Annotated in this window: 22 protein-coding genes; 13 read left to right on the top strand and 9 right to left on the bottom strand. The window is 41.3% G+C overall.

The window, feature by feature from the left end; all coding sequences use genetic code 11:
- Positions 1-3: 3 nt before the first annotated feature.
- The 3 genes from AWT60_RS11260 to AWT60_RS11250 all read right to left on the bottom strand — a co-directional run bounded on the left by AWT60_RS11260 (position 4) and on the right by AWT60_RS11250 (position 2,550).
- Positions 4-1,491 (bottom strand): sodium:solute symporter family protein, encoded by a 1,488-nt coding sequence (locus tag AWT60_RS11260; RefSeq protein ID WP_218677276.1) that lies wholly within the window; start codon positions 1,489-1,491, stop codon positions 4-6.
- Positions 1,491-1,694, bottom strand: a complete 204-nt coding sequence (locus tag AWT60_RS11255) for a DUF3311 domain-containing protein (protein WP_060697075.1) — start codon at positions 1,692-1,694, stop codon at positions 1,491-1,493. Before AWT60_RS11255 ends, AWT60_RS11260 begins: the two co-directional genes overlap by 1 nt.
- Before the next feature lie 238 nt (positions 1,695-1,932).
- Positions 1,933-2,550: a nitroreductase family protein gene (locus AWT60_RS11250; protein WP_218677275.1), complete on the bottom strand. Its 618-nt coding sequence runs from the start codon at positions 2,548-2,550 to the stop codon at positions 1,933-1,935.
- 138 nt (positions 2,551-2,688) lie between these two features.
- On the opposite strand from AWT60_RS11250, the gene AWT60_RS11245 reads away from it, so the two are divergent.
- Positions 2,689-3,021, top strand: coding sequence for a winged helix-turn-helix transcriptional regulator (locus AWT60_RS11245; protein WP_024428324.1), 333 nt, complete (start codon positions 2,689-2,691; stop codon positions 3,019-3,021).
- Positions 3,022-3,096: 75 nt separating this feature from the next.
- The gene (locus AWT60_RS11240; protein ID WP_024422697.1) at positions 3,097-3,315 is read left to right on the top strand and encodes a hypothetical protein; all 219 of its coding nucleotides are present in this window, start codon (positions 3,097-3,099) and stop codon (positions 3,313-3,315) included.
- A 41-nt stretch (positions 3,316-3,356) separates the two neighbouring features.
- On the opposite strand, the gene AWT60_RS11235 is transcribed toward AWT60_RS11240, so the two are convergent.
- Positions 3,357-3,830: an Hsp20/alpha crystallin family protein gene (locus AWT60_RS11235; RefSeq protein ID WP_024428325.1), complete on the bottom strand. Its 474-nt coding sequence runs from the start codon at positions 3,828-3,830 to the stop codon at positions 3,357-3,359.
- An 86-nt stretch (positions 3,831-3,916) separates the two neighbouring features.
- Between AWT60_RS11235 and rarD the strand changes: the two genes are divergently transcribed.
- The 4 genes from rarD to bshB2 all read left to right on the top strand — a co-directional run bounded on the left by rarD (position 3,917) and on the right by bshB2 (position 6,219).
- Positions 3,917-4,828, top strand: a complete 912-nt coding sequence (gene rarD, locus AWT60_RS11230; RefSeq protein ID WP_237727620.1) for an EamA family transporter RarD — start codon at positions 3,917-3,919, stop codon at positions 4,826-4,828.
- Between the two features lie 78 nt (positions 4,829-4,906).
- Complete coding sequence (locus AWT60_RS11225; protein WP_218677274.1) at positions 4,907-5,188, top strand: hypothetical protein; 282 nt, start codon at positions 4,907-4,909, stop codon at positions 5,186-5,188.
- A complete protein-coding gene (locus AWT60_RS11220) occupies positions 5,185-5,535 on the top strand; it encodes a YojF family protein (protein ID WP_008359999.1) in 351 nt (116 codons plus the stop codon). The genes AWT60_RS11225 and AWT60_RS11220 overlap by 4 nt, the downstream gene beginning before the upstream one ends.
- 18 nt (positions 5,536-5,553) lie before the next feature.
- Complete coding sequence (bshB2, locus tag AWT60_RS11215) at positions 5,554-6,219, top strand: bacillithiol biosynthesis deacetylase BshB2 (protein WP_024422693.1); 666 nt, start codon at positions 5,554-5,556, stop codon at positions 6,217-6,219.
- 45 nt (positions 6,220-6,264) lie between these two features.
- Here the strand turns inward: bshB2 and AWT60_RS11210 are convergent, their stop codons facing one another.
- Positions 6,265-7,626: an MATE family efflux transporter gene (locus AWT60_RS11210; protein ID WP_076841071.1), complete on the bottom strand. Its 1,362-nt coding sequence runs from the start codon at positions 7,624-7,626 to the stop codon at positions 6,265-6,267.
- A 59-nt stretch (positions 7,627-7,685) separates the two neighbouring features.
- Complete coding sequence (locus tag AWT60_RS18530; RefSeq protein ID WP_008359993.1) at positions 7,686-7,811, bottom strand: hypothetical protein; 126 nt, start codon at positions 7,809-7,811, stop codon at positions 7,686-7,688.
- Between the two features lie 82 nt (positions 7,812-7,893).
- Here AWT60_RS18530 and cdaS point away from each other — a divergent pair, with 82 nt between their 5' ends.
- The 7 genes from cdaS (at position 7,894) to odhB (ending at position 18,128) form a co-directional block, all read left to right on the top strand.
- On the top strand, positions 7,894-8,520 hold the full coding sequence (cdaS, locus tag AWT60_RS11205) for a sporulation-specific diadenylate cyclase CdaS (protein ID WP_024422691.1): 627 nt from the start codon (positions 7,894-7,896) through the stop codon (positions 8,518-8,520).
- Between the two features lie 402 nt (positions 8,521-8,922).
- On the top strand, positions 8,923-10,245 hold the full coding sequence (locus tag AWT60_RS11200; RefSeq protein WP_076841070.1) for a C40 family peptidase: 1,323 nt from the start codon (positions 8,923-8,925) through the stop codon (positions 10,243-10,245).
- Between the two features lie 78 nt (positions 10,246-10,323).
- Positions 10,324-10,902: a superoxide dismutase family protein gene (locus tag AWT60_RS11195; protein WP_218677273.1), complete on the top strand. Its 579-nt coding sequence runs from the start codon at positions 10,324-10,326 to the stop codon at positions 10,900-10,902.
- An 89-nt stretch (positions 10,903-10,991) separates the two neighbouring features.
- Positions 10,992-11,870: an ATP-binding protein gene (locus AWT60_RS11190; protein ID WP_041109487.1), complete on the top strand. Its 879-nt coding sequence runs from the start codon at positions 10,992-10,994 to the stop codon at positions 11,868-11,870.
- A gap of 11 nt (positions 11,871-11,881) precedes the next feature.
- Entirely contained in the window at positions 11,882-13,798 is a 1,917-nt protein-coding gene (locus tag AWT60_RS11185; RefSeq protein ID WP_197203071.1) for a vWA domain-containing protein, read from the top strand.
- Between the two features lie 224 nt (positions 13,799-14,022).
- Positions 14,023-16,857 (top strand): 2-oxoglutarate dehydrogenase E1 component, encoded by a 2,835-nt coding sequence (sucA, locus tag AWT60_RS11180; RefSeq protein ID WP_197203072.1) that lies wholly within the window; start codon positions 14,023-14,025, stop codon positions 16,855-16,857.
- Between the two features lie 14 nt (positions 16,858-16,871).
- A complete protein-coding gene (gene odhB / locus AWT60_RS11175; RefSeq protein WP_024422686.1) occupies positions 16,872-18,128 on the top strand; it encodes a 2-oxoglutarate dehydrogenase complex dihydrolipoyllysine-residue succinyltransferase in 1,257 nt (418 codons plus the stop codon).
- Between the two features lie 35 nt (positions 18,129-18,163).
- Here odhB and AWT60_RS11170 read toward each other — a convergent pair whose 3' ends face one another.
- The 3 genes from AWT60_RS11170 to AWT60_RS11160 all read right to left on the bottom strand — a co-directional run bounded on the left by AWT60_RS11170 (position 18,164) and on the right by AWT60_RS11160 (position 21,952).
- On the bottom strand, positions 18,164-19,114 hold the full coding sequence (locus AWT60_RS11170; protein WP_197203073.1) for a bile acid:sodium symporter family protein: 951 nt from the start codon (positions 19,112-19,114) through the stop codon (positions 18,164-18,166).
- A 149-nt stretch (positions 19,115-19,263) separates the two neighbouring features.
- Positions 19,264-20,085: a superoxide dismutase gene (locus AWT60_RS11165; protein WP_218677272.1), complete on the bottom strand. Its 822-nt coding sequence runs from the start codon at positions 20,083-20,085 to the stop codon at positions 19,264-19,266.
- Positions 20,078-21,952, bottom strand: a complete 1,875-nt coding sequence (locus AWT60_RS11160; protein ID WP_197203075.1) for a terpene cyclase/mutase family protein — start codon at positions 21,950-21,952, stop codon at positions 20,078-20,080. The genes AWT60_RS11165 and AWT60_RS11160 overlap by 8 nt, the downstream gene beginning before the upstream one ends.
- Positions 21,953-22,059: the final 107 nt, after the last annotated feature.

Here is a 22,059-nt window from a genome sequence, read left to right as displayed (position 1 = left end):
TTCTTATCTTGTGACCGCTTCTGTTTTTTCATGATCCTTTTCAAATAGATCATTCATGACAGAATTGGATGTGACCTTCTTTTGGAAGAATGGATTCAAGATCAAGATAACGACGACGTTTGCTAGTAAACCAAGAAAACCTTCATAAAGGCCGAACGTGACTTGTGAGATATTCGCTGTAAAGGTAACGATGATTCCAATGACTAACCCGGCAATCGTTGCTTCTCTCGATTGTTTTTTCCAGAACAAGCTGATGGCAATAGCTGGGAAGATTTGAACCATTCCTGAAACACCAATGAGCTGAAGCGTGACAAGTGCAGTTGGGAACAGCATCCCGAATAAAAGAGCGAGTCCGATGACGATAAACACCATCGAACGTGTAATGATGGTCAATCTTTTAGGTGACACATTCGGATGAATTAAGTCACGGTATAAATTATTGGCAAATAAATTTGATGCGCCAATGGCCATGATGGAGCATGGAATGAGGGAAGCCAGTGCAATCGTTGAATAAGCGAGCCCCTGCATCACGCCGCCATATGATGTTTGAATTAAATGAAGAAGAGCAAATCTTGGATTTGTATCTTCTGGTAAGACTAAAAAAGCAATAAATCCAAGGAAGATGACCAAAATCAATACAATATTATAAAGAGGCAAAAACATGCTGTTTTTACGGATGGCATCTGCGCTTTTGGCTGTAAAAACCCCAGTTGCTGCGTGTGCCCACATAAACAAAGCTAGAGCAGAAACGCCTGAAGCAGTAATGAACCATAAAATGCCCTTAGGACCGCCTTCAGGGATCGTTAGAAGCTGAGGGGCTTCTTTGGCTAACGTGTTCATCATCGGTGTCCAGCCGTTAAAATGAATAATTGGCAGTGAAACGACCATAAACAGCATGATCACCCAAACGAGAATATCCTTAATAATGGCTGTATATGTAGGACCTTTAATACCACTAAAAAATGTATAAAGTGCGACTAAAATAAATGAAATAATAACTACTGCATTCACATTAATATAATTAGTTCCAGCGACAGTTAACGTATCTTGAATTCCGCTCAGCTGAAGACAAATATAAGGAATCAGCATAAGTACTCCAACAATCGCAATCAAACTGGATAACAGCTTGCTGTCAAACCGCTCACGTGCATAATCGGCAAGTGTTGTAAGGTTGTGATTTTTCGCAACCGTCCATAGTTTCGGTAAAAAGAAATAAGCAATAAAATAAGCTAGGACTGAATAAGGAATAGCGAAAAAAGCGACGCTTCCAGCTGTATAAGCTGTACTTGTAAGCCCTAAAAAGGTATAAGCTGTATATAAGTCTGCGCCAACGAGGAACCATACGAGCAGTCCGCCAAATTTCCTTCCGCCGACAGACCATTCTTCTACTGACTGTCTTGATGATTTGTCACGACCAGCGGCAAATCCGATGATCACGACGATGAAAATAATACTTGCAGTAATCAATAAAGCTGTTAAATTTCCTTGCATTAGTTAGTTCCTCCATTTGAATGTTGCATCTTATAAATGATAAATGTGCAAATTGGTGTGAGTACAATCCATAGCAAGAGCCAGAAGTGGAAAAAGGGCAGGCCGATGACAAATGGATGAATGCGATTCGCAAAAGGCAGCAATGCGAGCTGTCCGATGAATGGAATCGCGATTAGTAGTGCCAGCATCAATTTTTTGTTCATGATTTCCTCCTGAATATTTTGTAATTTCATAATAATAGCAGTTGTCAGATTAGATCACAAGACCATTTTCAGAAAAAACAATCATTTTGGTGAATACCATACTAATATAACGCTTTCATTCTTGAAAAAGGAGAAAGAGTAAAGTTGTAAAGAGGGGAAAGGGGAAAGAAAGTATGTAGAAATAATATTTGAAGCAAATAAAAAAGCCTCAGCATAAAGGCTGAGGCCTTGCCAATTTTTAAAGGAAATCAGATACTTCTTCGATGTCAAAACGGTTGCTTTTATGAGCTTCTTTCGCTGCTTTACCAATTGAAATCAGCATAACCGGCTCGTAGCGGCCGCTTACATTGAATTCTTTGATGTACGCGTCTTTACTGAAACCACCCATTGCACATGTATCATAGCCCATTGCTTTTGCCGCAATCATTAATTGCATAGCAGCTAATGAAGCATTTGAATACGCTGCTTCGCGTGCATATTGCTCGCTTTGGTATGCGCCATTGATTTGAGTCATCAATGTTTCTTTAATGTCTTCTGTAATGAAGCCTTGTTCTGCCAGCTCACTGTAGATTTTTTCGCCATTTTGGTTAGCTTCAAGGTCACCTAGAACTGCAATAACAGCTGATGCCTGTGATACTTGCTTTTGGTTGTAAGCGATTGGAAGTAATTTTGCTTTTGCTTCAGCACTATGGAAAACAGTGAAATGCCAATGCTGAAGGTTCCAAGCAGATGGTGCTTTTGTTGTGATTTCAAGAAGCTCTGTTAACTCTTCTTTTGTCATTTCATGAGAAGTATCATACTCTTTTACTGAAGCTCTTTGTTTTAAGATGTCAATTGTTTTTTGATCGGTCGCCATATGGATATTTCCTCCCGTTTTTGCAAATAATATGGTACAATAACTAAAAAGTGAGAAACTTACTTATTGTAACTAGAGTTATTTTAAATTGTACACCGTTAGTTTGTCAAACAATCATGAAAAGAAAGGCTGAAATTTATGGAATTCCAATTATGTCCACACATTCAGCAAGCTTTTTTACTCCTAGGCAAAAGGTGGAACGGTCTCATTATACATGTATTGCTTGATGGACCAAAGCGTTTTAAAGACCTCACAGACACGATCCCGTCGATCAGTCAAAAAATGCTTGCAGAGCGTTTAAAAGAGCTCGAGCAAGAAGGGATTATAGAGCGGACCGTCCTGCCTGAGACACCTGTCAAAGTCATTTACAGTTTAACTGAAAAAGGGAATGCGTTACATGATGTGTTTCATGAGGTATCTCGGTGGGCAGGGGAGTATACAGACTCACACGGGAAAAAGGAGCAAGCCTAGTTTCAGGATTGCCCAAACATTTTGACTCCTGATGAATATGCTGATGTTAGGCACATGACAAAGGAGGAGAAATGCATGTACCCTCATACTCCGTATTTTCGAGGCGGCGCCCCTGGCATTCCGCCATATGAATCCAGAGTCCCTTTGTTTTTTGGTTTTGGCGCTCCTTTAGTCGGCGGACTGCTTGGCGGATTTCTAGGAAGTGCGATTTTTAATTATCCCCGTCCATATTACCCGCCACCACCACCGCCTGCTCCACCACCTTATGGCGGCGGATATCCACCATATTATTAAGAAAAAAGAGTAAGCCTGCTTCCGTTCTTAAAGCAGGCTTTTTATAATGGAATATCAATTTCTGAAATTCCTGGATCATCATGCTTTAAAAACATAATTTCCAATATACCATCTTGATACGACGCCTTCGTTCCTTTTCGTTTCACAGCAGCAGGGAGGACGACTTTCTTCTGTGTTCCTTCTTCAGGAAAATGATCAATAAACAGCAAATTGGCTGTATGTTTGATTTTGACTTTTTCTGTGTTCGGACGAGCAAGTTCAATTTTGACAAACACATGATCAGTCGTCTCGAACACTTCGACTTCTGGCTCTTTTTCTTTTTCGGCATCAGTTTCTCTCGTTTTTTGATTTTGAGAAAGGGGGTCCTGAAATGGGAACTGAGCAGGATAATTGGAGCCGAATACACTTTCCATGACTTGATTGACATACTGCTCAACGTCTTTAGGATCTGAATTCTTTAAGGCTTCTTTTGAGAACTGCTTTTGAAAAGGGAATAATCGGTTCCAGTCGAACATGTGAATCATCCTTTCTAAATGCCCTGAATTAGTATATGCCCATTCGCCTGCGTGCGTGCTATAATATACGTTAGATTTAGAAAGGGATGGTTACATTGAACGAACAGCAATCAAAAGGTGTTCTCTACACGGCAGCATCTTTTACACTCTGGGGTTTATTCCCGTTATATTGGAAGCTGATGGAGCATATTTCGTCAGGCGAAATTTTAGCGCACAGAATTTTATGGTCATTTGTGTTTATGTGCGGTATTCTTTTGTATTTAAAACAAGTCCGCCCAGCAATGCAGACAGTGAAGGGTCTCATACTGGATGGTAAAGCATTTTTTTCATTACTTTTATCTGCTATTTTAATTTCGGTCAACTGGTATGTTTACATTTGGGCAGTCAATCATGGTCTTATGCTAGAAGCAAGTTTAGGGTACTATATTAATCCGCTTGTATCCGTTCTATTAGGCATTATTTTCTTAAAAGAACGACTAAATAAATGGCAAACCATTGCCATCCTCATTGCCGCATTTGGTGTGATCCTTTCAACAGTTCAATACGGGTCATTTCCTGTCGTTGCTTTCTTATTAGCCCTTAGCTTCGGCTTTTATGGTTTGATCAAAAAAAGGATGAGCTTCACGAGCGCGATTGGTTTGACGATTGAAACGCTGCTTCTCGCACCGGCTGCACTTGTGTACTTATTATTTTTCTTAAAAGAACCTGTTGTGACTATGAATCCTAACAGCTTCGGGTCGCTCGGTCTCTTATTTTTTGCAGGCGTTTTTACAGCCGTGCCGCTTCTTTTATTCTCAGAAGGCGCAAAAAGAATTCCACTTTATCAAGTGGGCATTTTGCAATACATTGCACCGACAATTACGCTGTTTTTAGGGCTGTTTGTCTATCACGAACACTTATCCGCAGCTAAAATTGTGACGTTCCTTTGTATTTGGGTGGCGATTTTACTGTTTACCACCTCTCAAATACGCATGAAAAAAACAGCAAATTCTCATTAAGCCAAACAAGCAGTTTGCTTTTTTTTGCAGGCGGATCATGTCATAATAAGTTGTTACCAAAACTGTAGAGGTGATCATATGTCGTCAGCTCATGAACTTGCAGCCGCCTATCAATCTTTATGGAAAAATCGTCAGCTTGATGTTAATGATATGTCTTCTTTACACGAGGCCATATGTGATGATTTACTTGATGCACGAACTCATCCGAGAGTGAGGAAATCATTACACCAAAAGTATGTGCTTGCTGTGGAGAGAATTTTAGAAAGTGAGCTTAAGCATGATCATCAGCTGCAGCTGATCAGCTTACATACGAAAAAGCTGCGAGAATTAATTCAAAATGAAGGAAGGAACCACTCATGAAACCAATTCAAACGGAAGATGTCACAGCACATCTTGAATCGTTTTTAAATCGTCCAGTCTTCGTTCATCTTGAAACGACAACTGGTTCTTATTCAGCTCATGTAAATGAACAAAATATGACGGTTGTTGCGTATATCCGCAACGCGAAAGTCGTCTATTCACAGGCGAAAATAAAAGGACAAGGTCCATACCGTGTTGGAATGAAAACAGAAGATGGCTGGATTTACGCAGAAGGATTAACCGATTATGTGTTTGATGACCAAGGCCGCCTGCTATTAGCTGGACACTTGCCAGACGGCAAACTAGCGATCTCATTACAAATTAGTGAAACACCATTTCAGGTGTAGAAGAAAGGGTGACAAGTCATGAACGAACATGTACTAGTGATGCTGCCTCACCCCGATGATGAATCTTTTGGGGTTGCTGGTCTCATTGCACAAAGCAGAAAACGTGGAATTCCCGTCACATATGCATGCGGGACACTTGGAGAAATGGGCAGAAATATGGGAAGCCCAACATATGCGAACCGTGAAACACTTCCTGAATTAAGAAAACAGGAATTAATCAATGCCTGCAAAGAAATGGATATCACAGACTTACGTATGCTTGGCCTGCGTGATAAAACATTGGAATTTGAAGACGACGAGTATTTGGCAGATGTGATGGAAACCATCATTGATGAAGTCAAACCGACACTCATTGTGACGTTTTATCCAGGACACGGTGTACATCCTGATCATGATGCGACAGGTGAAGCTGTGATTCGTGCTCTATACCGCAAGAAAAAAGAAGACCGTCCTGTCACATACTGCATGGCCATTACGAAGAATAGAGAAGAAGTGCTTGGACATGCGGATATTGTGATTGATATTACAGATGTTGCAGATATCAAATTAAATGCACTGAGAGCGCATAGAACGCAAACAGAGGGCATGCTGAGAGAGCTTGAACAAAAGCTCAAAAACAAAGAACCAGTTGTCCAAAAATGGTTTGATGAAGAAATTTTCTGGACGTATCAATGGAATGATTAAACAAAAAAGCAGCTGATCTATGTCAGCTGCTTTTTTGTGTTGTATTTAGTGATTCGATACATGCCTGAGTTGACGTTTTTGAATCAATCTGAGACGGATAAAGAGGACGATGGCGCCTGCGGCAAGCCCGGCAATCAGTCCGATCCAATAACCAAACGCCCCAAAGGAGGTATATGTGCCAATGAGATAACCGGCAGGAAGACCGATGACCCAGTAAGAGACAAAAGCAGCAATGAGCGTATAATTCACATCTTTATAGCCGCGCAGAGCCCCTTGAATGGGTGCAGCAATCGCATCTGACAGCTGGAAAAAGATCGCGTAAATCAAAAAGTGCTGTGTCATTTGTAAAACAGCTGATTCAGCTGTATATAAACCAGCGATCTCTGGTCTGAATAGCAAGATGAGGGCGGCCGTACATAATGAGAATAATACCGCCGTTCCAATGCCGATATAGCTGTAGCTTTGCGCGTCTTTATACCTCTTAGCCCCCGCTTCAAACCCAACAACGATCGTTAACGCCATTGAGATGCTAAGCGGTAAAATATAAAGAATAGAAGCAAAGTTCATCGCTGCTTGGTGACTGGCGATTGTAATGGTATCAAAGTGACCCATTAATAGCGTCACTGCTGCAAAAATACTCGTTTCAAAAAAGATCGCAAACCCGATAGGAAGGCCAATTTTCAGTATTTGCCCTATACGGGAGATATTCATTCGAGGCAGTTTTTGAAACAAACGAAATGAGGCAAATGGTTCTGCTTTAATGACAATACAAATACTCATGATGAAAATCGCCCAATACGTCATTGCAGATGCAAGACCGGCACCCGCACCGCCAAGCTTTGGAAAGCCAAAATTCCCAAAAATAAATACGTAATTTAAAACAAAGTTAATAGGAAGTGCTGTGAGCGTGATGAACATCGTCACACGTGTTTTCCCTAATGCATCAATAAATGACCGTAGCACCGAATAACCAAACAGCGGGAGGATGCCAAAAGCAAGAAAGCTGAGAAAATGCCGGGCAATATCCTCTACAGAGTGATCGAGTCCAAGTCCTCCTAGTATGTAAGGAACGCTGATCGTACCAATGACAATCACAGTGATACTTAAAAGAAAGGATAAATAAATCGCCTGAAAGACAGCCCGGGGAACATCTTCTTTATGCCCAGCGCCCATCAGCTGAGCCACAATCGGAGTAACGGCCATCAAAATCCCGGCAAGTCCCGTATAAACAGGTGTCCAAATACTAGAACCGATCGCAACACCCGCAAGGTCTTCTGCACTCACTTTTCCAGACATCACCGTATCTAAAAAGGTAATAAGCGAAAGACCTGCTTGGGTAATTAAAATCGGAATCAAAATGGTTAAAAATAGTGTCAGCCTTGCTCGAATGCTATTCGTTTCTCTCATCATAAGTTCCTCTCTGAACAGAAATAACGAGAGGAATTATATCATGCTATGTAAAAAAATCAATTCTCCGTCGGATTATTTTTCTTAGATGGCTTCGTTTTTTTAAACATTTGGGCATAAATAAAAGAAAGACTGACAACACCTAAAATGCTGCAAGCATATTGGATGATTTTCTGAATGGTCATATTAAGCTCACCTCCATACAAATAGAATGTGCACAATTTGCTATTTTATAACAACAAGCGAAAGAAGGAGGGAAAAGATCGGATGATCCATCGGACAAACGAAGAAGTGATATTTAAAGCCGGGATGAGAACACATTTGATGAACATTATGAAGGATGCAAGTGACATCATTGATTCTCTTGATGAAACAGAGCAGTGTTTACTTTGTGATCTCGAAGCATTGCATGATCAGTTTAATGAAATGCATGCGGAGGCCTCGTCGTTTTATTTACAAGCGTATATGGAAGAATTCACACCAGGATTTGCTCAATTTTCTTTAGCCATTGAGAATTTATCAAAACAAAAGCATGGAGCACTCATTGTGATCCAAAGACGCGATGAGGTTGAGGATTTTATTCAAAAAGGGACAAACCTTCATGCGAAAATTAGCGCTTCCTTAATAGAAAGCATTTTCTACCCGGGAAATCCACTGCATGACGGTGCTCTTTTAGTCAAAGAAAATACACTTGTCTCTGCTGCAAATGTGCTGCCGCTTACATCGAAAAAAGTGAGTCCTTCGCTTGGCACAAGACACAGGGCAGCGATCGGACTCTCTGGTATGACAGATGCACTTGTTCTTGTCGTATCAGAAGAAACGGGAAAAATGTCGTTTGCGAAAGAAGGCGTGCTCTACCCGCTTACCGTAAAAGATCCGGAAATAAGAAAATAAAAACGAACGCTGCATTCTTCATTCGGAAGGATGCTTTTTTATTTGCGGAGAAAAATCAGCCAATTAAGTAAAAAGTCATTTGATACAGAAAAATTTGTCATGTAGAATAGAACTATGAAACTAGCACCGTGCTTGTTTTGACAAATTTCTAAACGTCAACTTAAAAATTCCTTAAAAAATGTTTATAAATACAACAAACAGCCGATAGAAACGATATGGCTTTGTTTTAGCATTTTGAGTTGGCTGCTTTAGCCTATTTGTTATTGCCCAACGTCTTCATGTCGAGTAATATAATAGAAATACAGATAAAATAGTGCAAGAGAAGCAGAACCATTAAATGCTAAACTCAAAACTAGTACATAAGTCTTATTAAACAAAATCACGAAAGGCGGAGATTCCTCTATGAAGAAAAAAGTAGTAACCGGCCTCACAGTTTCAGCGATCGCTGGCTCAGCTGTGTTTGCTGCACCGGCAGAAGCACAGACGATCAAGGTGAAAAGCGGTGACTCACTTTGGAAGATTGCCGAACAGTACAATACAACTATTTCGGAGCTTCAATCTCTTAATCAATTAAAAACGACAATGATTTTTGCAGGGCAAAGCTTAAAAATTCCTGGTGAAAAAAGCAAGAAATCCAGTTCATCAACAGGGTCAAAAGCAAAGAAATCAAGTGCTTCAACGACTTCCAGCTATACTGTAAAGCTTGGCGATTCTTTATGGCTGATTGCAAAAAATCATAAAATGTCAGTTGCAAGCTTAAAAAGCCTAAACAGCTTAAACAGCGACCTGATTCGTCCTGGTCAAAAGCTAAAGGTCTCTGGCAGCACGAAGACGAGCGGAAGCCAGTCATCAAATTCAAACTCATCTTCAAATTCCAGCTCAAGCAATAAGACAACGAATTCAAATAGTTCATCATCTTCAAGTACATACAAGGTTAAATTAGGGGATTCACTTTGGAAAATTGCGAATTCGCTAAATATGTCGATTGGTGAAATCAAAACATTGAACGGATTAAAATCTGATATGATTTATCCGAATCAAGTATTGAAAGTAAAAGGAACGGCTGCATCAAAACCAAGTCAGCCCAAACCTACTAAACCAAGCAATTCAAACAGTAACCAGTCTTCTAGCGGGAAAACAACATCTTATACTGTAAAATCAGGCGATTCGTTATGGAAAATTGCGAATCAATTCAAAGTACAGGTTCAATCAATCCGCACAGCCAACAGCTTGAAAAGTGATGTGCTTAGAATTGGACAAGTATTAAAAATTAATGGTGCAGCTTCCGGCTCAACTGGATCGAATGGTTCTACGTCTAACGGTTCAACAACTCCGGTCGACAATAACAAAAACAATGTACCAATGAATGCAAAGATCACGACAATGATCCAAGAAGGGAAAAAGCTGACAGGCGTTCCTTACAGATGGGGCGGTAATACACCAGCAGGATTTGACTGCAGCGGCTTTGTTTACTATCTCATTAACAAAGTTTCATCTGTATCCAGATTAAGCACAGCTGGCTACTGGAATATGATGACTCCTGTAAGCACACCACAAGTTGGAGATTTTGTTTATTTTACAACGTACAAAGCAGGCCCTTCTCATATGGGGCTATACCTTGGCGGGGGAGATTTCCTTCATGCAAGTGACAATGGAGTAGGAATCTCGAACTTAAGCAATCCATATTGGAAAAAAGCCTACTTAGGTGCAAAACGTTTCTTCTAAAAAAAGCCGATTTTCGGCTTTTTTTGTTTGCCCGCTGCTGTGATTGTCCATACTGATAACAAAAGGGGGCAGTCATAAATGAAAAAGTCAGTGTGGATGATCATGATATGTTTGATCTTTACCGCATCAGCATGTCATGCACCGCCAAAAAAAGAAACGACAGAAGAAACAAGCGAAGTTGCAGCACCTAAACAAGCACCAGTCACGACGTCACTCATAAACGAAAGCGGGCAAAAAATAGGAAGCATTGAAATAAGAGGGTCCTCAGAAAATGGCCTGGATCTGCATGTAAAAGCGAAAGGGCTGCCGCCAGGAGCTCACGGTTTTCATATTCATGAAACAGGAATATGTGAAACGCCAGATTTTGAAACGGCAGGAGCTCACTTTAATCCAACCCATAGAGAGCATGGTTTTGACAATCCAAAGGGGCACCATGCTGGAGATATGCCTAATTTAGAGGTAGGAGCAGATGGACAAATTGATGTTGTTGTGAACGTACCAGATGTGACGTTAAAGGGAGGCCCGAATCAATTAATCGATCAAAATGGGCGAAGCTTTATCATTCATGCAGAAGCAGATGATTACTTAAGTAACCCTTCTGGTAACTCAGGGAAACGAATCGCTTGCGGATCGATCACAAAAGAAATGGTAAAATAACAGAAGTCTAACCTTTATGTATTGAGTGCATAAAGGTTTTTTTAGTATACTTGGTGAGGAAAATGATCGAAGAGAGGAATTAATCATACATGTTTAACGAACAATCACTCCCAGAAGAAATTCAAGCAATGATTAAAGCAAAAGCAAAAGTGCTGGAAGAAGAATTTCGTCCACTTATTGGAACAGGCGGCTATGAATCACAGGATACTTCTATCATTCAAGATGCCATGATTGCATTAGCACTTGGAAAAAACGTTCTTTTAAAGGGACCGACCGGCTCAGGTAAAACAAAACTCGCAGAAACATTATCCGCTTTCTTTCAGCAGCCGATGCACAGTGTGAACTGCTCGGTTGATCTTGATGCCGAAAGCTTGATTGGCTATAAAACCATCCACAATGATGGTCAGGTGGCTTCGATTGAATTCATTGAAGGACCTGTGACAAAAGCAATGAAAAAAGGCCATCTTTTATATATTGATGAAATCAACATGGCGAAGCCAGAAACACTGCCTATTTTAAATGGTGTACTCGACTACAGAAAAATGATGACAAACCCATTTACAGGTGAGGTTGTTCGAGCAGAAGAAGGCTTTGGGGTCATTGCGGCAATCAATGAAGGATATGTCGGCACAGTGCCTCTAAATGAAGCGTTAAAAAACCGTTTTGTGGTCATTGACGTTCCATATATCGGGGGCGGAATTCTGAAAGATGTACTGCAATCTCAATCTGTTTTAAAGGATGAGCGGTTAATTGATCAATTCGTTCAGCTCTCATCAGACCTCATTACACAAGCTCATAACGGACAGGTGAGTGAAGAAGCAGCATCCATCCGCGCGCTCCTAGATACTTGTGATCTTGCGCAATACATTCCGCCGCTTCGTGCCGTTGAACGAGGCATTGTTGAAAAGCTGGAAGATGACCGGGAAAAAGCAGCGGTAAGAAATATCGCCCAAACATTATTCGAGTGAGGTTCTGACTTTTGAAATTCATCAAATTTAATGACAGCAGAATCGATTCATTTTTATTTATGGAATTAACGGATTTAGCCAAAACGTTAGCAAAAAGTGATGATGTCGAGCTTGAATACGGTGTGCAGTCCTACTATGAACCGTTTGAAAAGAAAATTTTCATCAGTCATTTTTGGGATGATCGTAAACAAGAAGATATGCTAGCAGGGCTGAAAAGTGATGTGTTCCTTCGTGCAGTAGGCACGGTTTATAGTGATCTTACGGTATTTCAGGGGATCATTCGCTTTGCTCATACATTATCCATTCCTGATGTATGTAAACAATTGTTTATGCTGTTTGAAGATATCCGGATTGAAGAGCGGATTAAACATGACCGCCCAGGAACAAAAAAGGTATTTAAACGAAGAAGAGAGCTGTACCGGCGTCACTTTAAGACACAATTAACGATTAACCAAGAACGAAGTATTTTAACAGATGCACTCTTTTGTGCGATTTATGTGAAGCTGACAGCTGATTCTCCGCTCGAAGAGATTCCGCCTCTTCATGAGCAGATCAACCCGATGATTCCGTTTATTGAGTCAAGTCTTGAACGTGTGTATGATGCGGGTTCAACAGCAGACATCGCAGCTATTGTCAAAGAATTGATGGAAGGGTTCGATGAACTGCTTGAAAAGGATATGCTGAATACGTACTTTTTCTTCCCTGAATTGGACTATGAACAAGCGGCAAAAGAACCGCTGTTCCATGACTTAAAAAGAAAACCTACATTAAGTGAGGACATCAAAGTCGACCGAGAAAAAGAAGGCGATGAAGACATTCACCAAGAGTATATGGAAGTGTGGCATCGAGAAACCGAAGCGCCATCCAAAAGCTTCCTTCAATTTGATTTAGAGCACGGCGGTAAAAGTGATCTTGGTAAGGATGCGGCAAGAGAAGGTGATGACGGAGATCAGGCACTCGGAACTGTCCAAGGCTCTGCAAAGCAAACACACCGAAAAGATTATTCAAAGCTTGAAGCGCTGGAAGAGGCTGAAGGTGAAGAAAGCGGAGCAGATGGCCATGAGAATGGAAAAGAAAACAAATATGCGTTTCCAGTCATGATTTCACCAGATCCTCCTAAGCCAGAACAAATCGATGCATACAAGCAGCATGCGAAGGAAATTGAGCCTTATCAGAAACGCTTAAAACAAATGATCCAAAAAACACTTGAACATAAAAAATCATGGCCTAAAACAGACCTTCATGCAGGACGTCTCAGTAAAAAGCTGATTCGCTACTTTACAGAGTCTAACCCGCGTCTTTTCTATAAAAAACAGGCACCGTCTTCTCAGATTGATGCTGTTTTCACCTTATTAGTAGACTGTTCAGCGAGCATGTTTGACAAGATGGATGAGACGAAAAAAGGCATTGTTCTCTTTCATGAAGCGTTAAAATCCGTGCAAGTCCCACATCAAATTGTTGGGTTTTGGGAAGATACAAACGACGCAACAGAAACAAGTCAGCCAAACTACTTCAACACAGTCGTGTCGTTCAAAGATTCTCTATTTGATGCAGGGCCTTCTATTATGTCTCTTGAGCCAGAAGAGGATAACCGGGATGGCTATGCGATCCGTCAAATGACAAAGATGATTTTAAAGCGAAGAGAAGAGCAAAAGTTTCTGATTGTCTTTTCAGACGGAGAGCCAGCTGCTTTCAGCTACGAACAAAACGGGATTGTCGATACGCATGAAGCAGTTCTTGAAGCGAGGAAAAAGGGCATTGAGGTGATCAATGTGTTTTTATCCAATTCACCGATAGAAGAAGCACAGATGAAAACCATTCAAGATATGTATGGCAAGTTCAGCATTTTTGTACCAGATGTCGATACATTGCCAGATGTTTTATATCCATTACTGAAGAAACTGCTGCATAAAAGCATTGGGGCATAAGGTTTTGCCCCTTTCTTCAAATTATTTTTCGGAATGATTTAAATTTTTTGTTTTTCTGTGAATTTTTTATCTTTAATTGAACAAAGAATGTAGAAAGTAATCCAAAACAGTGGTAGAATATTATTGGAAGCGTTTTATTACATAAATTTGGTCATTGTGTTCTGGAAGTTATATCGAGATAGTGTTCAATCACTTGATGATCAAAGTTGGGGGTAGTGTTCAAAATGTTTCAAAATGATGTGAAACAACCGTTGAGTTGGGAAGAATTTCATGGTCCGAACCTCGGCTATGTGCTCGAGCTCTACGATCAGTATGTCCAAGATCCTACTAGTGTTGATGAAGATCTAAGAGGCATATTTGATGAACTTGGTGCACCACCGAGTGAAATGAAGGAGGAAATTGGGAAAAAAGAAAATAGCGTAGTTACTTCTGAACAAATCCAAAAGATAGCATCAGTCGTTAAACTGGCAGAAGACATCAGAACGTATGGCCATTTAAATGCTTCCGTCAATCCTCTTCGCAAAGAAAAGGAATTACAAGAGCTGTTTCCTTTAAAGGAGTACGGTTTAACAGAAGAAGATGTCAAGAATATTCCGATATCTATTATTAGTCCGGATGCACCAAAACACATCTCAAACGGCATAGAAGCCATTAACCATTTGAGAAATACGTATAAACGTACCATTTCATTTGAGTTTGATCACGTGCATGACTTCGAAGAGCGAAACTGGCTCTCAAAATCAATCGAATCTGGTGAACTATTTAAGAAAAAACCAGCAGATAAACTAGTTTCTGTATTCAAGAGATTAACAGAAGTTGAGCAGTTCGAGCAGTTTCTTCATAAAACATTTGTTGGGCAAAAGCGCTTCTCTATAGAAGGTTTAGACGCACTTGTCCCAGTACTTGATGAAATTATTTCAGAGTCTGTTACACAAGGGACTTCAAATATTAACATTGGAATGGCACACAGGGGCCGTTTAAATGTATTAGCACATGTGTTAGGAAAGCCATATGAGATCATTTTCTCAGAATTCCAGCATGCGCCAAATAAAGAGCTCGTTCCATCAGAGGGCTCTATTGGCATCAGCTACGGATGGACAGGGGATGTTAAGTACCATCTTGGAGCTGACCGTCAAATTAAAGACGAAGATACAAAGAGTGCGAGAGTTACGCTTGCTAATAACCCAAGTCACTTGGAGTTCATTGATCCAATCATTGAAGGAAGCACGCGTGCCGCTCAGGAATCACGTACTCAAAAAGGCTATCCAGTTCAAGACGTTGAAAAAGCGTTAGCCATCTTAATTCATGGGGATGCAGCATTCCCTGGAGAAGGAATTGTGGCAGAAACATTAAATTTAAGTCAACTTGTAGGCTATCAAGTGGGCGGAACCATCCATATTATTGCCAACAATATGATCGGGTTTACAACAGAAAGCAATGAATCTCGCTCGACGAAATATGCGAGTGACCTTGCAAAAGGATTTGAGATTCCTATTGTTCATGTCAATGCAGATGATCCAGAAGCGTGTTTAGCGGCTGTTCAGCTAGCAGTAGAATACCGCAAACGCTTCAAGAAGGATTTCCTTATTGACTTGATCGGTTACCGCAGATACGGTCATAACGAAATGGATGAGCCTTCTACAACTCAGCCAATGCTGTACGATGCGGTTAGAAAGCACAAAACGGTCAAGAATATCTTTGCAGATAAACTTGTCTCAGAAGGTCTTTTGACAAAAGAGCAGCGTGAAGAAATCGAGCAGGCTGTGACAGCAAAAATAGAAGAAGCTTATAAAAAGGTGCCTTCAAAGAAAGAGCATACGATTCAAGAAATCGAACTGCCAGAGCCTGTATCAAACGGCTTCCCAGCAGTGGATACATCAGTAGAATTTGATGTATTGCGAAAGCTGAATGAAGAATTGATCAGCTGGCCGAATGATTTCCAAGTATTTGGTAAGCTGAAGCGGATCCTTGAAAAACGTGCAAAAGTGTTTACAGATGACCGTAAAGTAGAATGGTCACTTGGGGAAGCACTCGCATTTGCATCTATATTAAAAGACGGTACGCCAATTCGAATGACCGGACAGGATTCAGAGCGTGGTACTTTCGCTCAAAGAAACCTTGTTCTTCACGACAGTCAAACGGGAGATGAATTTATTGCTCTTCATGAACTAAGTGATGCAAATGCATCGTTTACAGTTCATAACAGTCCACTGTCAGAAGGCTCAGTCATCGGGTTTGAATATGGTTATAATGTCTATTCTCCTGAAACGTTAGTGATTTGGGAAGCTCAATTCGGAGACTTCGCAAATGCGGCTCAAGTGTATTTCGATCAATTTATCTCAGCTGGCCGTGCAAAATGGGGACAAAAATCAGGTTTAGTCATGCTGTTGCCGCATGGATATGAAGGACAAGGTCCTGAGCATTCAAGTGGAAGAACAGAGCGCTTCCTGCAATCAGCTGCTGAGAATAACTGGACAGTTGCGAACCTGACAAGTGCAGCGCAATATTTCCATATTCTTAGAAGACAGGCGAAAATGCTGCTTCGTGAAGAGATTCGTCCGCTTGTCATTATGACACCGAAGAGTCTGCTTCGTAACCCGAACACATTGTCTGAAGTCCAAGAATTAACAGATGGACAGTTCCGTCCAGTTCTTGAACAGCCAGGTCTTGTACATGAACACGAAAAAGTATCGCGTCTCGTGCTATCTAGCGGGAAGGTATCCATTGATATTAGTGATCGTTTTACTCAAATGGAAGAGCCGAAAGATTGGCTTCACGTTGCAAGAGTGGAACAGCTATATCCGTTCCCAGCCAAAGATATTAAAGGAATTTTAACAAAGCTGACAAACTTAGAAGAAATCGTATGGGTGCAAGAAGAACCGCAAAATATGGGAGCTTGGGGATACATTGAGCCATATTTACGTGAAATTGCGCCTGAAAAAGTAAAAGTACGTTACATCGGCCGAAGAAGACGTTCAAGTACGGCTGAGGGTGATCCAACTGTGCATAAAAAAGAACAAGAACGAATTGTATCTGATAGCTTGACTCGCAAAAACTAAGGGGGAAATGAAAAATGGCGGAAATTAAAGTACCTGAATTAGCGGAATCAATCTCGGAAGGAACGATTGCTCAATGGCTAAAGCAGCCGGGCGATTATGTGGAGCAGGGGGAGTACCTGCTAGAACTTGAAACAGATAAAGTCAATGTCGAACTGACTGCTGAAGAATCTGGTGTATTAAAAGAAGTGCTGAAAGATTCTGGTGACACTGTACAAGTTGGAGAGGTCATCGGAACGATTGCAGCAGGTGAAGCTGGCGGAAGCGAGTCCGCAGCTCCAGCACCTGAGCAAGCTTCTGCACCAGCATCGAAAGAAGAACCGGCAGCTGCTCAAAAAGAAGAAGCAGTGAAAGAAGAGCCGAAAGCTGGTAATGGCAGAACCATCGCTTCTCCTGCAGCTAGAAAATTAGCGAGAGAGAAGGGGTTAGACTTATCTGAGATTCCAACCGTAGATCCGCTGGGCAGGGTACGAAAGCAGGATGTCGCTTCTTATCAAAAGAATGAAGCACCTGCAAGTGCACCGAAAGCCGCGCCAAAAGCAAATGCTGCGGTGCAAACTGAACAACCAGGTAAGCCTATTGAACGTGAAAGAATGTCACGCCGCAGACAAACAATTGCAAAACGTTTAGTTGAAGTTCAACAAACGGCTGCGATGCTGACGACATTTAATGAAGTCGATATGACAGCGGTGATGGATTTAAGAAAGCGTCGTAAAGATGCCTTCCTAGAACAAAATGATGTCAAACTTGGCTTTATGTCCTTCTTTACAAAAGCAGTTGTAGCAGCACTGAAGAAATATCCGCTGCTTAACGCAGAAATTCAAGGTGATGAGCTTGTCTTGAAGAAATTCTATGACATCGGCATCGCTGTTGCTGCAAACGAAGGACTTGTCGTACCGGTTGTCCGTGATGCAGACAGATTGTCATTTGCGGGGATTGAAAAAGAAATTGGTCATCTAGCGAAAAAAGCAAGAGATAACAAATTGTCTCTTAATGAGTTACAAGGTGGATCATTCACGATCACAAACGGCGGAACATTTGGTTCTCTGCTATCAACTCCGATTTTAAACAGCCCGCAAGTTGGAATTTTAGGGATGCATAAAATTCAGCTTCGTCCTGTGGCGATTGATGAAGAACGTTTTGAGAACCGTCCGATGATGTATTTAGCTCTTTCTTATGACCACCGCATTGTCGATGGTAAAGAAGCAGTTGGATTCCTTGTTACGATTAAAAATCTGCTTGAAGATCCTGAGCAGCTATTACTTGAAGGATAATCTTCAATTATAAAAAGCTAGCACCTGTTAAGGTGCTAGCTTTTTTTCTTTTCACTGTCATGTTGTCCTCGTTTTGACCAATACGTCGAAAGCCAGGAACCAGATAAATTATGCCACACACTAAAAATCGCACTTGGTACGGCTGCGAGCGGTGAGAAGTGTGCTGTTGCTAGCGCTGCACCGAGCCCGGAGTTTTGCATGCCTACTTCGATCGAGATCGCTCTACGAGAAGGGATATCCATTCTCCACCACTTTGCGATCAGGTAGCCAAAAAAGAGACCAAGTCCATTATGTAATATAACTACGGCAAATATCAGCAATCCAGATTGAAGAATCTGCTCTTTATTTGCACTGACAACCGCTGCAATGATCAACACAATTCCAGCAACAGATACAAGCGGCAATGCTTGAACCGCATAGTTTACTTGTTTTTTCAAAAATACCTTAACGATAACCCCTAAGATAATAGGAATTAGCACAACTTGGACAATCGACAAAAATAATGCCTCCGGTGATACAGGTAACCATGATCTTGCAAAAATATAGATAAAGAGAGGCGTTAAAAAGGGAGCAAGAAGGGTCGATATAGTTGTGACCGCTACGGATAATGCCATATTGCCTTTTGCCAAGAAAGTCATGACATTGGATGCTGTACCGCCCGGGCAGCAGCCCACAAGAATAACACCTACTGCAATTTCAGACGGCAGCCGTAATCCGTAAGCTAAAAGAAAGGCGATCAGCGGCATGAGTGTGTACTGCGCCAAAACCCCGATTAACACATAGAGAGGTTTACGAAAAAGCTCCTTAAAATCTTCACCAGATAACGTAAGCCCCATCCCAAACATAATGACACCTAGTAAAAAAGGGATATACGGTCCAATCTGAGAAAATATGTCAGGAAAAGCAAATCCAAGACATGCAAAGATAATGACCCAGATTGCAAAGGTTCTTCCTGCAAATTGACTAATGGTTAAAAGAATATTCATTCATTGCTTCATCTCACTTTCCTCACATATCTTTCTTATTTTAAACGAATTTTCTGAAAAAACAACCTATTCTTTATAAAGGTGTTAATAATAAAATTATGTAAACTAAAAATACCCCATATAAGCATTAGCCTATATGGAGCATCGTTTTAAAAAGGGGTCCATCTCACTTGCTGTGCTTGCTTAAGCCTAGCTTCTGGCTCACGCCAGTCGACTACATTCCACCAACGATCTACGTATTTCGCTTTTTCATTCAGATATTGAAGGTAGTAGGCGTGCTCCCATACATCAAGGGCTAGAAGGGGGATCACGTCCCATTGTGACAAAAATTGATGGCGTTCTGCTTGTAAAATCTCTAATCGCTGAGATCTGGGCGCCCATACGAGAATAGCCCAGCCAACACCTTCTACTTGTTTGGCCGCTGCTGAAAATTGAGATTTAAATGCATCATAGCTCTCAAACGATTGTTCAATGAGACGAAGCATTTGTCCAGTGGGCTTTCGTTTTCCTGAAGGACTCATGGAAAACCAAAAAATACAATGTAAATAGTGCCCCGCACCATTGAAGGCAAGCTCCCGTTCCCAATGCTTGATCATTTTAAAATCATTGGTTCTTCTTGCATTTTTTAATGCAAGCTCAGCTTGGTTCAAACCATCAACATATGATTGATGATGCTTCTGGTGATGCAAATACATAATTTCTTTTGAAATAAACGGTTCTAGTGCATCATACCGGTAAGGGAGAGGAGGTAACTTGTGACTTCCAGCTGCTACCTCTCGCATGTCTTCTTGTGGGTTCATGTCCTCAGCAATACGTTCTGCCAGTTCGTACCACTCTTGTTCACTGGAATGTTCATCATCCATTGAGAACCATAATTGGTCTACTTTCTGACGGATGTTGTCATCTTGAATCGCGGGTTGAATGGAGCTAAGCCACTCTTTGAGCTGCATTCGATACTCTTCCTTATTCATTCTTACGCCTCATTTCTTCTAAAAATGTGGAACAAGCCATCATCGGAAAGACAAATGGGTAGCTATGATAAGTGATGTAAAATTGCTTTGGCAGGCCAATGCCTACTGGATAGTGCAAGGCTTCACTCGTGTGCTGATGATGGATCAAAAATGAGATGGCTTTTAAAATCGTCTTGTCTTCTGGCTTCTCATATTGTAAAAGTGCCTCTGCTGCCCAAGCCGTCTGAACCACTGTGCCAAACGGAAGGGGGACATACGTTTTTACCTCTGCACTTTTACATGATTCTCCGAAGCTGCCATCTTCTCGTTGAATCTGCTTTAAAAATCGGCATGCTTTTTGAACAGCAGGATGGGTGGAGGGGATGCCGGCAGCTTTTAGACCTGTTAATGCTGCCCACGTTCCATAAATATAGCAAACCCCCCATCTGCCAAACCATGATCCATTTTTCTCTTGATGATTTAGGAGCCATTTGACACATTGATCTTTTTGCCTCTGAATAGGCGGTGACATGTTTTTCTCTTCAAGACCAATGAGATGAAGCACGCGGCCTGTAATATCGGGAGTCGATGGATCAATTGCTGCATCCTCCGCAGATTCAAGCGGCAGATGTCGAAGCAGGAAGTGATCTTGATTTTTTTCAAAGGCAGAGAATCCGCCGTCACGGTTTTGCATGGAAAGAAGCCAATGAAACCCTCGCTTCCACTGAACTGGTGCGTATATTTTAGGAATGGCTTTTAATACAATTTGCGTATCATCACAATCAGGGTTATTCGTATTGATATCTGAAAAACCAAAGCCTCCCGGAGCAGCATGCCGGTTATGAATCGCCCAATCTGCTTTCTTCATTTGCTGCCGGTTCAGTAAGTATGAGAAAGATTTTGTGATGACTGGGTCTTCTTGTTTTTTGCCAGCTTTTTGAGAAGCATAACTGACAAGCGCTGTATCCCAAACTGTGGATGTGGAATTTTCTGCATACATTCTGCCCTGACAGTCAGTGACTAGCTTTTTCATGCCTTTGACTGCTTTTAAAATGAGGTGATGTCCTGGGGAGTACCCAAGACTCATAAGTGCATAGACCATAAAAATACTTGCACTTAAATAGCTGTACAGTGTGCCATCTTTTTCGAGGCGGTCAAACATATATCGCTTTGCTGCTTCATATCCGAAAAAGTCCAGCCGGCTGTCGAGTGCTGTATACGATCGCATGTAAGTCAGAAAGTGATGAGTGGAACGTTCTTCTCTTGCCATAAACCAGTCAAATGGATTCTTAGACATGTTTGCATCAAGGTGTGCTAGGCTTGGAAATTTCTCATGAGAAGTATATCGTTTGTTGAGTGCAATCATCATTGGCACAAAGTGAATTCTTGCATATGCACTAAGATGATAGAAGTGAAGCGGAAAGTATGTAGGGATGAGTAAAAAGGAAAGTGGTGCATAGAAGTACGGCCACGGGTGCATGCCGTTGACGGCGAGCATCCACTTTGTCATAAAGTGAACGTTCTTTAATCCGCCATTTGATCGAATATATTGCGCTGCTTTTTCCATATGAGGCTCATCTTGTTGAAACCTGCCTGAAACGAGCATTCCGCAATAGCCCTGCACAGTGGCTGTTACATGTCCCGTTTGATCATGATACAAAGAAAAAGACCCATCCTCATTTTGTTTTTCGCGTATCGCTTCTGCTAATTGATGAACCAAAGCCTGATCCGAATCGCCAACAGCCTTTAACAGCATAATCAAAAAAGCATTTGTCATCATTGGACCTTCAAAGCAGAAAACAAAGGCGCCATCTTCTCGTTGTCTTCGCTGCATTTCTATGTGCAATTCTTCAATAAATTCGTTTACTCTCAATTTAAAATCTTGCATATGCTTGCCATGCTCCTTTCCTTTCATACTATATTCAGGAGCTGGCCTGTCACATGCAAACACAAAAAAAGCCGATGACAGGGTCACCGGCTCAGCGTGTAGACAAA

Source organism: Bacillus sp. F2HM (genome assembly GCF_019266135.1).
Classification (GTDB): domain Bacteria; phylum Bacillota; class Bacilli; order Bacillales; family Bacillaceae; genus Bacillus; species Bacillus safensis.
This window is presented reverse-complemented; position numbering and strand designations above follow the sequence as displayed.